The 13,942-nt window shown below is 54.9% G+C and carries 10 protein-coding genes; all 10 read right to left on the bottom strand.

Going from position 1 to position 13,942, the window contains the following annotated elements:
- Positions 1-104: 104 nt before the first annotated feature.
- The gene (locus tag KJS42_RS12030) at positions 105-2,687 is read right to left on the bottom strand and encodes a transglycosylase domain-containing protein (protein WP_213622972.1); all 2,583 of its coding nucleotides are present in this window, start codon (positions 2,685-2,687) and stop codon (positions 105-107) included.
- Positions 2,688-2,816: 129 nt separating this feature from the next.
- Complete coding sequence (locus KJS42_RS12025; RefSeq protein ID WP_213622971.1) at positions 2,817-3,134, bottom strand: hypothetical protein; 318 nt, start codon at positions 3,132-3,134, stop codon at positions 2,817-2,819.
- Between the two features lie 217 nt (positions 3,135-3,351).
- Positions 3,352-3,591, bottom strand: coding sequence for an RNA chaperone Hfq (gene hfq / locus KJS42_RS12020; protein ID WP_016312028.1), 240 nt, complete (start codon positions 3,589-3,591; stop codon positions 3,352-3,354).
- Positions 3,592-3,615: 24 nt separating this feature from the next.
- Positions 3,616-4,590 carry a tRNA (adenosine(37)-N6)-dimethylallyltransferase MiaA gene (miaA, locus tag KJS42_RS12015; protein WP_213622970.1) on the bottom strand — a complete coding sequence of 325 codons (975 nt, stop codon included), beginning with the start codon at positions 4,588-4,590 and terminating at the stop codon, positions 3,616-3,618.
- Entirely contained in the window at positions 4,574-5,359 is a 786-nt protein-coding gene (locus KJS42_RS12010) for a class I SAM-dependent methyltransferase (RefSeq protein WP_155605853.1), read from the bottom strand. The genes miaA and KJS42_RS12010 overlap by 17 nt, the downstream gene beginning before the upstream one ends.
- 24 nt (positions 5,360-5,383) lie before the next feature.
- The gene (gene mutL / locus KJS42_RS12005; RefSeq protein ID WP_213622969.1) at positions 5,384-7,465 is read right to left on the bottom strand and encodes a DNA mismatch repair endonuclease MutL; all 2,082 of its coding nucleotides are present in this window, start codon (positions 7,463-7,465) and stop codon (positions 5,384-5,386) included.
- A gap of 405 nt (positions 7,466-7,870) precedes the next feature.
- On the bottom strand, positions 7,871-10,642 hold the full coding sequence (gene mutS, locus KJS42_RS12000) for a DNA mismatch repair protein MutS (protein ID WP_213622968.1): 2,772 nt from the start codon (positions 10,640-10,642) through the stop codon (positions 7,871-7,873).
- A gap of 71 nt (positions 10,643-10,713) precedes the next feature.
- Complete coding sequence (locus KJS42_RS11995) at positions 10,714-12,138, bottom strand: putative amidoligase domain-containing protein (RefSeq protein ID WP_244868453.1); 1,425 nt, start codon at positions 12,136-12,138, stop codon at positions 10,714-10,716.
- A gap of 155 nt (positions 12,139-12,293) precedes the next feature.
- Positions 12,294-12,839, bottom strand: coding sequence for an outer spore coat protein CotE (gene cotE / locus KJS42_RS11990; protein WP_155607955.1), 546 nt, complete (start codon positions 12,837-12,839; stop codon positions 12,294-12,296).
- 64 nt (positions 12,840-12,903) lie between these two features.
- Entirely contained in the window at positions 12,904-13,899 is a 996-nt protein-coding gene (locus KJS42_RS11985; RefSeq protein ID WP_155607954.1) for an aromatic acid exporter family protein, read from the bottom strand.
- Positions 13,900-13,942: the final 43 nt, after the last annotated feature.

The raw sequence follows: 13,942 nt of genomic DNA, 5'->3' as shown, positions 1-13,942 counted from the left end.
GAGTCACAAAAACCATTTTCACACGAAAAAAAAACAACCCCCAGCCAAGCTTTAGAGCTGGGCTGAGGGTTGGCTTTCATGTCATGCGTATTCCGAAATTCCGGCTATCCGCCGACTCCCGTGGTTCCATCCGTAGTCCCCGTCGGGACATCGGCACCGGTTCCGGCACCGCCGTTGTCTGGCGGAACGATGACGCCTCCGTCATCATCCATTGGGGGGAGATCCGTACCATTCCCACTGCCATCCCCCCCGTTTCCGTTGCCGTTTCCGTTTCCATTCCCGTTTCCGTTGCCATTGCCATTGTTTTGACCGTTACCGTTTCCTTGGCCATTGCCCGGCGGAACACCTTGGTTGCCGTCACCATTGCCCGGAAGGTTAGGATCGACCGGTGTTCCGGTATCCGAACCTGGGGTTTCATTACCTGCAGGCGGCTCGACGTTATCAATCAACACTTGGGCGTTGTTGGACGGCTCGCTTTCCACGGCATTAACCGGATCATAGGCCGTTACATAATAAACGTATCCGGTTCCCGGTGTAACGCCGATATCCTCCGCCTCTGTCGATACGGAATCCATGATATGGGTGAACTTCGTTTCGGACGCTTCACGACGGTAAATATGATATACCGCGTCGGCGGTTTCAACGCCGGTCCATTGGAGCGATACCGCTCCGCTGTCCGGATTATAGGCAGCGGTTAATCCCGTCGGTGCTGCCGTTACCGTTTGATCCTCCGGTTCTTCTTGTTGTAAGTTGCCCGGAACCGGGAACGATTTCACAGGCATGCCTTGCAACGCTTCCTTCATCACAGCGGCGAACAAGGCCGCCGTTTGGCCGCTACTGCCGTTTAATAGATGGTTCTTATCGGGGTTGTCATACCCCATCCAAACAGCGCCGGTCCATTCCGGCGTATAACCCACAAACCAGACATCGCGGTTTTTACTGCTTCTCAGCCCCGGGATCCCGTGTTGTGTTGTCCCTGTTTTACCGGCAACAGGACGGTCCAACTTTGCCCGTTTCCCGGTACCGTCGTTAACGACGTTTTGCAGCATCGACGTCATGTAATACGCCGTTTGTTCGCTGATGACTCGTTTTGGTTTCGGTGCGTTGTATTTGTATTTTTCCACACCATCATGGTCGACGATCGATTTGATGGAATACGGCGGGTTATACGAACCGCCATTCGCGAATACGCTGAACGCTCCGGCCATCTCCAGCGTGTTCGTGCCGTAAGTCAGGCCACCGAGAGCAATGGCCAGGTTGCGGTCGTTTTTGTCCATTTTGATGCCCATCGCTTCAGCATATTTGACACCGGTGCCTGCGCCAATCTCGTTAAGCAGCCAAACGGCTGGGATATTCTCCGATTTCGTCAAAGCATCAGTCAGGTTAATCGTCTTGGAGTAACCGTGCAGGTTCGATGGACAGTAATCGCCGAAGCACTGCTTCTCATTGCTGATCTGCGAGTCCGGTGTAAATTTGCCGGATTCCAGTGCCGGAGCATACGATACGATCGGCTTGAAAGACGATCCCGGCTGCCGGCGGCTGTTCAATCGGCTGAAGCCTTTGCGTTCGTAGTCTCGGCCGCCGAGCAGAGCGATCAAGCTGCCATTCTCATGGTTCATGATCACCATGGAAGCCTGCACCTGCTGGTCGTCCTTGCTTTTTTCGAAGAAATCATCGTTTTCGAAGGCTTTCTCCAGCGCTTTCTGCGCTTTTGCATCCATCGTTGTGTAGATTTTGTAGCCACCGCGGTTCAATTCGTCCTCGGTCAGCCCAAATTTCTCCTCAGCTTCTTCCACGACATAGTCCTTGAAAGCAAGGTAGCTTTGGTTTTTCACCGGCGGCTCGTAATCGTAATCTACCGCCTTTGCTTCGTCTCGCTGTTCTGCGGTAATATACCCTTCCTGGAACATGAGATCAAGCACCACCGCGCGCCGTTCTTTGGACAACTCGGGATTCTTCAGCGGATTGTATCGGGATGGTGCCTTCGGCATCGCCGCCAGCGTAGCGATCTCCCACACGTCGAGTTTATTCAAATCACTTTTCCCGAAATAACGAATGGACGCAGCTTTAATGCCATAAACAGTTCCGCCAAAAGGAATCCGGTTCAAGTACAACGTCAGAATTTCATCCTTCGTCTTGTGGCGTTCCAAAGCCATGGCAATCGACATCTCGGTTGCTTTACGGAAGAACGTTTTGTCCGCGCTTAGGAAGATGTTCTTAGCAAGCTGCTGCGTAATCGTACTCCCGCCTTCAACTAAGGAACGGGCTACGATGTCCTTGACCGCCGCCCGGCCGATGGACCACAAATCAACCCCATTATGCTCAAGGAACCGTTTGTCCTCCGTTGCAACGAATGCTTGCTTGAGCAGCTCCGGAATCTGGTCGGCTTCGACGGGCTCGCTTTTGTCGATGGACAATTCGCCCATCAATACCCCGGTGCGGTCATACACCTTCGTCGTTTCATAAACCGTCAGCTTGTCCTCGTTCTGCAGGAGGATTTTCTCACCGCTGACCGTAATGTACATATAGCCTGCAATTGCGCAAAATACCGCAAAAGCAATCGTAAAAAATGAAGTCCACAACACGCGTTTAGCCGTAAGCTTTCTCTTTTTGTGCGCTTTCGGCGTCTTATCCTGTTTGTCCGGCTTGCCGCTTCTTTGCAGCCTTGATGGGCTTTTGCTAGACATGATTTGTTCTGACTCCCTTCCTGCCAGTCTGCTTTGCAAGGTTGTTCAAAAATGAACTTTGGATCACGATGTGAAGCCTTAGAAGACGATTCGGCATCGAATCTTGAATTCATGCAGGTCTTCCGCTGCTCACGTACCAAAACGTACGCTCCGCTGCTCAGCCCCTTCTTCATCCAATCTTCTCGGTGCTTCAAAGCCAATTTTTGAACTTGATTTAGAAGGTTGTTCAAAAATGAACTTTGGATCACGATGTGAAGCCTTAGAAGACGATTCGGCATCGAATCTTGAATTCATCCAGGTCTTCCGCTGCTCAGCCCCTTCTTCATCCAATCTTCTCGGTGCTTCAAAGCCAATTTTTGAACTTGATTTAGAAGGTTGTTCAAAAATGAACTTTGGATCACGATGTGAAGCCTTAGAAGTCGATTCGGCATCGAATCTTGAATTCATGCACTTAAAATTATCATATCACCGCACGAGCGCGGGTTCGATGACGGATTCGATGACGTGAGAGTGATTTTTTGAACATAACTGAACCTGTTACCATCATCCCGCATAAGCGCCTGGCTTAAAAGTGCCCGGAAAGAAAAGAACAACCTTGGTTCAGGTTGCTCTGTTCTCATCCTATACTCTTAACGTATTGAAATTCAAAAAGTTTCAGCCTGATTTAATCCTCGTTTTGCGATTCCTGCATGAGCGATACATTCCGCTGCGGCTGGAACGTCGAGATCGCGTGCTTGTACACCATTTGCTGGCGGCCGTCGCTGTCGATGACGATCGTGAAATTATCAAATGCCTTAATCGTCCCTCTGATCTGGAAGCCGTTCGTCAAAAATACGGTGACCGGGATGCTCTCTTTCCGTAATTGGTTCAAAAATGTATCCTGGATGTTAATGGTCTTATTCATAGCCGTACCCCCAATAGGAATCAATTAGTGTTTAGAATTATATTCAAGATCAGCGGGAAACTTTCCTGCTATTATAGCATGGGCCGCCGTCAAAATCCCGGAAAAATTTTCACCATCGCCTACATCGATCCACGCGATATCCTTCATGTGACGGAACCAGGAAAGCTGTCTCTTGGCAAAACGGCGCGTATCCCGCTTCAACTTCTCCACCGCAACTTCGAGCGGAACAGCGTCAATCAGATGTTCGACGATTTCTTTATATCCCAGCCCTTGCATGGAAACCGCTTCACGACTGTATCCTCTGCGGAGAAGCCCTTGAACTTCCTCAACCAGACCAAGTCGCAGCATTGCATCAATTCGCCGTTCAATACGGTTATAAAGCATTTGACGGTCCATTGTCAAACCGATCAGGCAAAGCTCATAGGGCGATTGCTTCTGCTGCTTCTCGAGCTGCGACGATAATGTCTCCCCGGTCAGATGGACGACCTCCAGCGCGCGTATCACTCGACGAACATCGTTGGGATGCAGACGGGCCGCAGATTGGGGATCCATGTCCGCTAATTTCGCGTGCAATGCTTCTGCGCCATGAGTATCCGCAAAGGTCTGTTGCTGAGCCCGAAAGTCTTCGTCGGCACCGGCTTCCGTAAACTGGTATTCATAGCATACCGATTCAATGTACAGCCCTGTCCCGCCAACAATAAAAGGAAGTTGCCCGCGGCTGGAAATCTCAGGGATCAGCTTGCGGCACCACTCCTGAAATAACGCGACGGAAAAAGGCTCGTCGGGATCCAGCACATCAATAAGATGATGCGGAATGCCGCCCATCTCTTCCTCGGTGATCTTGGCAGTACCGATATCCATTCCCCGGTACACCTGCATGGAATCGCCGGAAATGATTTCGCAAGACAACGCTCGCGCCAGTTCGATGCTGAGCCTCGTTTTGCCAACCGCGGTCGGCCCAAGCAGCACTAGCAGTTTTGGTTTATCGTTTCGGGTCAAGCGAGATCACTCCATATGCAATCTTGGTATGGGAGCGGCTCTTCGCGATAAACCCCAAACGATCGAATTCCCCGCTCCCGCGCTGCTCTTTCAGAACAACGGATTTTCGAGCGACCCGACAAGCCTCCTTCACTGCATCCGGATCAAGGGAATTCGGATTGGCGAACGCCCGTAGCGGTGAAATGGAAGACGATTCCGCGATCGGGTCGCGGAACATCGGGTCGAAGTAGACGATATCTGCGCTTTTATCGGGCATGGCCCGCAGCGCGTCCAGATGATTCTTATGTACCGGTTCAATGCGCCGCAACGCTTCGTCAAAGGCAGACAGGCCGGAGATATAAAACTTTAACCCTTCATACAACAGGGCCCAGAGGGGCAAAGAATCCTCCAATGCCAGTACTCTCCCCTCAGCCCCTGCTGCAATGGAAAAGACCATTGCGTCAGAACCGAGACCCGCCGTACCGTCGATAATGACGTCGCCGGGAACCACCCCGGCGGCATCTAGCATCGCGTCGTTTTCCCCTTTGAATAGCCGCTTCGCCCGAACATACGCCATACTGGGGTGAAACGTCATCGGTTCACCGCTGGCCCGATGCAGCCGGGCCCCTTGCTCCAGAACAACCAGAATGTCGCTGTCGCCATATCGCTCAGCTAAACGTGGAAGGGACGTCCGGCTGCGTGAGACGTAGGGAATGCCGGCTAAACTTGCTAGTTCCTGCGCCCGACGAACTGTAGCGGGGGTTTCATGGTCTCCCGTAGTAATTAACATGATGAATTCCTCCGTTTGCTGACGTTACATGACCCGCTTGAACAGCTTCTCCAGATCATATGCGGAGAACGAGACGACGATCGGCCGCCCATGCGGGCAGGTGTAGGGTTGTTTGCAGGCAGCCAGCCGGCGGATCAGCGTGTTCGCCTCTTCCGGCGTCAGCTTTTGGTTTGCCTTGATCGACGCCTTGCACGAAACCATCGTGGATGACGCCTCGCGCAGTTTAGCCAGGTCAATAGCCCGCTCGCTAAGCACCCATTCAGCCATCTCCTCGATGATGCTCGCTTCCTCTCCTTGCGGGAACCAATACGGATGCGCCACAACCCGGAAGGTATTGCCGCCGAAATGTTCGAGCACGACCCCAACCTGTTCAAACCAATGCAACCGCTCCTGCAGCTTGGCGCTTTCCGATGGCGTGAATTCCAGCGTAATCGGAATCAACAGCTCTTGCGACGCATCGGCCGGGCGGCCGAATTTTTCATAATAATATTCGTAATTCACGCGTTCGTGCGCGGCGTGCTGGTCAATCAAATACAACCCCTGATCGTTCTGCGCGATCAGATAGGTGCCGTGATGCTGTCCGATCAAGGACAGCTCGGGGAACGCCGGAAGCTCCGGCTCCGCCGCAGGCGAGCCGTACAATGCTTCCGGCATCTCCTGCAGCCGCGCGGCCGGCAGCGGCTGCCGTTCCGCCGCGCCGCCCGCGTAGGCGGCGGCGCCGGATGAGCCAAGCCCGCCTTGCGGCTTGGCTGGGCTTGGCGCGGCGCCGTACGTGCCGGCGCCGGCTGCGCCACGCTCCCGCAGCGTCAGGCCTTCGGCCGCTGCGGGAGCGCCAAAGGCGGCGGCGCTGCGCTGCGGCGCGCCGCCAATCGGGGCGCCGCCAGCAGGCGCCCCGGCCCAGCCGCGGTCCGGCCCAGCGGACCGCGCGCCCGGGTCGCGCTCCGCCCCGCCGTTCCCCGGCGGCCGGAGCGTGCCTTCCGCCGCCGCAGCCGTCTGGCCGGTGGCGGAAGCGCCCTCCTCCGCGCCTAGAGGCGGCGCGGGGAAATGGAACTGCTCCTGGATCACGGAGCGGTTCGGGCCTTTCCCGATCGTCTGGCGCACGACTTGCGGGATCAACACCTGGCCGTTCAAGACGGCGCGCACACTGTTCTCTACGAAGCCGTTAAGTTCCGGCTCCTTACTGAAGCGCACCTCCAGCTTGGCCGGGTGGACGTTCACGTCGACCAGCGAAGGGTGCATATCCAGCATCAACACCACCAGCGGATAACGGTTGATCGGAAGGAGCGTATGATACGCGCGCAAGATAGCCTGATGCAGCCCTTGATTGCGGATGTAACGCCCGTTGACGATCGTAGACATGCCGCCGCGGTTGGAACGGGCCAAATCGGGACGGCCGATAAATCCCGTAATCCGGTAATCCAAATCCTCCGCTTCGATCGCCACCATCCCTTTGGAGGCGTTCACGCCATAAATGGCCGCGATGACTTGCAATAGATCACCGCCTCCTGGGCTTTGCAGCAGCGTGTTTCCGTTATGCCGCAGGGCAAAGGCGATCTCGGGATGCGCGAGCGCCTGCCGATACATCACGTCCGAGATATGTCCCAACTCGGTTTGGATCGTCTTCATATACTTCAGCCTTGCCGGCGTGTTGTAAAATAATTCCTTCACCGCGATATCCGTACCTTGCGGAGCGGCGATATCTTCGTTCAGCTTCAGCGAGCCGCCTTCGATTTCGATGACCCGACCGAGCCCCGTATCGTTGCTTGAGGATACGAGTCGGACCTTCGCGACGGCCGCGATACTCGGCAAGGCTTCGCCGCGGAATCCAAGGCTGCGGATCTGGAACAAATCGCGACCGGAGGTGATTTTACTGGTCGCATGGCGGTAAAAGGCCGTTTCGCAGTCGTCCGGTTCAATACCGGAGCCGTTATCGGTAACGCGGATGAGCTGAAGGCCCCCCTCTTCGACGGCAACTTCGATTTTGGTTGCTCCTGCGTCAATTGCGTTCTCCACCAATTCCTTAACCACCGACGCCGGGCGTTCCACCACTTCCCCGGCAGCAATCTGGTTGGCAATATGCTCGTCCAATATTGCGATTTTTGCCATTGCTATCCCTCCCGTAGCCGTAGACCCTACGCTTGATTACTTTAAATCCCCTACTCCACCTACCGCAGCTCTAATGCTGATGAGCAACGCTATTCAGGTAAAATCCGACATTTACAATCGTTAACGACGCTGAGCAACGCTATTTCCATCAAAATGCCGGTTTTCGGCCCTAAAACGTGCTAATAAGCATCGTGGTAAGCGTTAAAATGACAACACCGCGATTTAGGTCCACTTAAGGCTTCTCCCAAGCGTTAGCGTTTGAGGAAGGGTTTGTTCGTGCCCTCAGCGTTAGCGCTCGAGGAAGGGTTTGTTCGTGCCCTCGGCGTTAGCGTTTGAGGAAAGGCTTGTCATTTAGCCTTGTCCTTGCCTGGGCCTGGCCTCGGGTAACCCGCCAGCCACCCCGCCCTACAAATCCTTCGCCTTCATCTTCAGATCATTCACCAACTGCATCGCTTGCAGCGGTGTCATGTTCATCAAATCGGCGTTTTTGATCAGGTTGACGAGCGTCCTCATACCCGGATCCTCGGCCACCGGAGCGGCCGGCTTCGCTTGAAGCGATGGTTCCTCATCGCCAAAAATCGAAAGCTGCACCACCGGCCCGCCTTCGCGGTCAAGCGGCTCCGTCAGAGCTTCCGCAACCGCGGCAGCTTCCGTAGAAGCCACAGCCTCCGTCATTGCCGCAGCTACAGCCGTTTCTCGCACAGCCCGAGCGGCGACTTCTTTCGCCTGCGGCTCAGCCGCCAGTCGTGCGATAGCCACCGCCGTACCCGTGCCAGCCAACTGCGGGGCTTTCTCCTCGAGTCCCTTCAGCAGCCCATAGGCCCGGCCGATGATCTCCTCAGGCAAGCCGGCCAGCCGCGCGCAATAAATGCCGTAACTGGTGTCCGCCGCGCCCGGGATCAGCTTGCGCAAGAAATGAACCTTGTCGCCGCTCTCCTGCACCGCCATGCTGTAATTACTAAGCCCAGTCAAACTGTGCTCCAAATGAGCGAGCTCATGGAAGTGCGTGGAGACCAGCGCCTTGCAGCCGATTCGGTCGTGGACATATTCGATCACCGCTTGCGCGATCGCCATCCCTTCGCTGGTGGACGTGCCTCGGCCCAGCTCATCGATAATGATCAAGCTGCGGGGAGTGGCTTTCTCCGTCATAATCTGAATGTCAGCCATCTCCACCATAAAGGTGCTTTGTCCGCCAATCAGATCGTCCGCCGCGCCAATCCGCGTAAATATGCGGTCGACCAACGGGATTTCCGCCTTGGCCGCCGGCACGAAGCAGCCGATTTGCGCCAGGATCGAAATGAGGGCGACCTGCCGCATGTACGTGCTCTTCCCTGCCATGTTAGGCCCCGTAATCAGCAAAATGCTGGCCTCATCCTTGCGAAGCGCTGTGCCGTTGGCGATAAATGCCGTATCTTTCATCACGGACTCCACCACCGGATGCCGACCTTGCTCCACGACGAGGTCGTAGCCGTCGGTCAACTTCGGCTTCACAAAGCCATTGTCTGACGCCACGGCCGCCATCGAGCGCAGCACGTCGATTTCTGCGATTTGTTCGGCTAGCTTCTGCAAGCGAGGGATGTCCGCAGCGATCCGTTCGCGTAGTTCATTAAACAACGCGTACTCCAGATCAACCATCTTCTCTTCGGCTTCAAGAATGAGCGTTTCCTTCTCCTTCAACTCCGGCGTGACGAAACGTTCGGCATTCGCCAGCGTTTGCTTCCGCTCATACCTTCCTTCCGGCAAAGAGGCCAAATTCGATCGCGTAACCTCGATATAGTATCCGAACACCTTGTTGTAGCCGATCTTCAGCGATTTAATCCCAGTCGCCTGACGTTCGGCCGCTTCCAGCTCGGCAATCCATCGCTTGCCGTTCACCCCGGCCTCGCGCAGCTCGTCCAGTCGTTCATGAAATCCGGTCTTGATGATCCCTCCATCCCGCACCGAAACCGGAGGTTCGTCGGCAATCGCCGTATCGATCATCCCGGCTAGATCCGCGCACTCGTCCATCGCAGAGGCGATCCGCCGCAACGTCGATGATGCCGATCCACCGCAAAGATCTTTGATCGCCGGCACCTGACGCAGCGAGGTCTTCAGCGCAACCAGATCACGTCCATTGGCATTGCCAAAAGCGACGCGGCCCACCAGCCGCTCCAAATCGTAAATATCCTGGAGCGCCCCGCGTAGATCCTCACGCAGTATAAAGGCGCTATGCAGGTGCTCTACCGCTTCCAAGCGTTCCTCGATCCGAGTCTTTTGCAATAAGGGCTTGTCAATCCAGCGACGCAGCAATCTGGACCCCATCGAGGTCTCTGTACGGTCAAGCAGCCACAGGAGCGAGCCTTTCTTCGAACGCTCGCGGACCGTTTCAACCAATTCCAGGTTACGCCGCGTAAACGGGTCCAAAATCATAAAATGCTCGGGCTCGTAGGCTGATATTTTTGTCAGCTGACCGAGCGAACGTTTTTGTGTTTCGCTTAAATAGCCGACAAGCACCGAGATATTGTCGCGCCGTTCCGACTCCAGACGGATCCATTCCGCTTCGCCGAACTGTGTGCGCGCCGTCTCCTCCTTCGCTTTAGCCCATGGCGTATACACCACCGGCTTACCAAGCGGAGCGGCTTGTCCGGCAATCCAATCCAATAACTCCGGATCCCCAATAACCTCCGCCGGGTCATACAAGCCGATTTCGTCGCGCAGCCACTCCTTGTTCGACGGCGCCGAAGTCGCGTACAGCTCCCCGGTGGACAAGTCGCAGGCAGCCAGGGCCATCAACCCCTGCCGTTCGGTGACGGATACGATGTAGTTGTTCGTCCGTTCACCGATCGTCTTCACTTCCATAATGGTTCCGGGCGTAATCACTCGGACGATTTCGCGTTTGACCATGCCTTTGGTCTGGGAAGGGTCTTCCATCTGCTCGCAGATCGCCACTTTATACCCTTTTTCGATCAGACGGTGAATATAGTTGTCTGCCGAGTGGTAGGGAACGCCGCACATCGGAATCTTCTCCTCAGCGCCCCCGTCCCGCCCGGTCAGTGTAATCTCAAGCTCTTTGGCGGCCAGGATTGCATCCTCGAAGAACATTTCATAGAAATCGCCCAGCCGGAAAAACAGAAACGCGTCCTGCGCTTCCGCCTTGATTCGTAAATACTGCTCAATCATCGGCGTATAGGTAGCCATGATTCCCCTCCATTTACCCTGCGCTGTCAGTCTTTCATAGAATCTTATTATACCAGAAAAGGGCAGTGGGGTTATGTAGGATTTTGCAATTTCCAAGCGGTGCGAATATCCGCAGTTTCATCCCAAGCACGGCCGGACTGAATGACTTTAAGCAGCGGGGCGACATAACCTTCGTAGCGAGCATAATCAGGAACGCTTTGGATATCCGTCAACAAGCGGGGTAGCGCTGCCCGAAGCGGGTTTTTTCTGCCGGCATAAAACGCGGTCCAGATCTCCTCCTTCTCCAGCGGTCTAGCGGTGAGGCGTTCCGCGTTGTCTATGATCAGACTAGCTAATGCCACTACGCCTTTGGTCACGAGCGGAGAAACCAGGAAACTAGGCAACGTACGATATTCAAAACCACCGTATTCCTTAAGGCGGAAATCGCCGAGAAAACCGTATTTCGGGCGACGAGGTTTACTTCGGGCGTCTTCCAGCACGGCTAGCGGCAGTGCCAGATAGTTGTCGAGCGCCCGCAATAGTTCCGGCGTCAACCCCACTCCGCTGAAATGCAAATGTCCGCCCAGCGGAAAACCGCGCTGCGGCATAGCTCCGGCCTGCCAAATCAGCCCCCGGTCTTCGATGGCCTCGCGGGCTTCGCGAAAGGCGTGCAGCAAATGAACGACGACTTCGCGCGGCTCCTTGCCCGGACGAGGCCGCAGCTCGGCAAGTGGAAACAAGCGTTGTCCGCGGTAACGCAGCACATCGCATCCCGCTTCTCCGTGAAATTGCAAATAACGGGAAGCCGGGACGACTTTTCCGTGAGTCGGATCGAACAACAAAAACTCCGGGTCCATCCCGATCAGCCGCTCCGCCGCCGCTTCCCGGAGCCCTTCCTGTTCTTCCAAAGTATCTCGCATAGCACGGGCGATTCCGGCGGCAGCGGTACTTCCAGCTTCAGCGGAGGGAATGATCGAATCCACCGTAAACCGACCTTCCTCCCCGGCCGAAATCACCACTTCGCCAAAATCGAGCCCAACAGCATATAACGCGCGGATAGCCGTGCTTGCCAAGCGTTTATGCAACGGTGAGTCCTGAGCCGGCAGTTCACGCAGCAGCGGCAGCGCCTGCCCAGATTTTCCGAGCGGTCGAATTTCCCATACCCGCAAGTGGAAACCGGTAACGGCAAAACGTCGTGTGTAGGATGCCCTCTTGCTTCTGACTTCAGGAACGAGACGTTCCGGTTCCGTCGTCTTCAGTCCGGCCGTTTCGAGACGCCGCCGCCAGTCTCCTAGCGTGACTTTTGGCCGCCCCAGCACGATCTCTTGTACCCGTTCGCCCCAATAAGCTTCCTCTGGTCCGTAATAGATCCACTCCGAACCGTTAACGATGGGTTTCGATGCCGGTCCTTTCAACACCCGATAGGGGCCGCCTAAGCGCCCTAACGCCTGTAACAAGCGCCCTTTGAACGTACCGGAACCCAGCCGGATTTTTAGCACAAGATGCTCATCCTTCACCACCGATTCATCCCCCGTCTGATATGGAAGTGATTCGAAAAATAAAAACAAAAAGAGGGCAGCCGCCCTCTTCGACGACGCCCCTGCCGCATATGCTACAGTGTAGCCTGAAACCTTTGGTGCTTACCCATCTGCCTTCTTGCTTCCAACACGAATCACAGTTCGTCGTCGAGGAGATCCGGATCCAAATCTTCATAATCGCCGAGCTCGGAGCCAAAATCGTAATCCTTATCTTCGATGCCGCTGTTTGGCACCACAAGGACATTCAACTTCGTTTCGGCAACCAATTCTACCGCGAATTCGCGTTCCACCCGAATGGATACGCGCCCGTCACCCGAGACGGTGGCTTCGACGGTACTAGGTTCCTGTGTGGCTTCTGCGGATACTTCTACCGTCGACGAACGGTGTCTGGAATCCAAGTAGCTCAGCGGGACATTCTCAACGTAAGATACCGTTTCTTTGGCGACCTCGGTCTGCGAGTTCTTGTCGTACGAATACCAGATGTTAATATCGTAAGTACCAATAACTTCAATTCCGTCTCCCGCAGCGACCGCTTCGTACTGGTGGTTGATGATCCAGGCCCCCAGGATGCTCGACGGTTTATGAGGGGGAGTCACGGTATGTGTTACGGTAGAGAACTTACGACCTTTTCCGCAGATCGCTTTCGTGATGATCTCTCTACTTTGATATTTCAATGACATGTTAGAACCTCCTCCATACATCATTCAATAAAAGTGTATGCAGGACATTCGTCTAGGGTGACAACTATTTTATCGTTGCCTGATTTCGTTTCCGTGCCTGGTTCGCCGCCATTCGAGGAATGGGGGCTTTATTTTTTTTAGAAACGGCCAGGTATAAGGAAAGTTCCCGGCAGAGCTGCAGGATGGCCGAACGGATTTCGAATTCCTCGCGAGTGGAGGGCAGCTCCATTTTTTTAAACTCCTCCTCCAGCTCAGCCAGCATTTGCTCAGTCACCCCGGTATATTCCTCCTGATTGACGTCCACGCTAAGCCGATCGAACAGCACTGCGGCAAATTCCCCTTGCGGCATGCGCTGATACACCTGTGCTATCAACTCCAGCATACCTTCGATCCGGCTTAATTGCTCTTTCCGCATGAAGAAATACGCAATCCAGGCCTCATTAGGCGAGATCATCTGATTCTCCGCCGCCCGCTTGGCAATTGCATGCCCCTCCTCGACAAGTCGGGCGGCTTCCGTCAACTCTTTGCCATCCCATAAGCGATAAGGATCACGTAGCGTTGCGCCGATTTCCTGAAAGATACGCGAAAACAAAGCGTCAACCTCACGCCGCGTACCCAGGAGCTTGTCTTCCGTCTTCGGCATGTACAGAAAATTGACGACCATCGCCGAACCAAGTCCGATGATTAGCAGCTCCACCTGGGTTAAGAGCACGTGCCAGGAAATCTCCGCACCGCCGAACACGCGGAACACGACGACGGAGCTAGTAACGATCCCTTCTTTGAAGCCCGCACGGGCGATCAACGGAAAAGCGATTAGTATATAAATGGCGAGTACCCAAATATGAAAGCCGAAGAAGTAGAAGACCCCAAAAGCCAGCAACAAACCGAGAATGGAAGCAAAAAACCGCGCCGATATCGAAGCCAGGCTGCGCTTGCGCGTGACGTCCACTCCTAGAATAGCTAACAGTCCCGCGGAATTGGCGCCTGCCACGCCGGCGAAATCCGCGATGAAGATCGCCATAAGTGTGGCTATCGCTGTTTTGATCACTCGAAATCCCATGAAACCCCATCCTTTTTGTCGAAACCGCTCTATGAAAATATCC

Source organism: Paenibacillus sp. J53TS2 (assembly GCF_018403305.1).
Classification (GTDB): domain Bacteria; phylum Bacillota; class Bacilli; order Paenibacillales; family Paenibacillaceae; genus Fontibacillus; species Fontibacillus rhizolycopersici.
The sequence above is the reverse complement of the archived record's forward strand: the minus strand, read 5'-3'. Positions and strand labels throughout refer to the sequence as shown.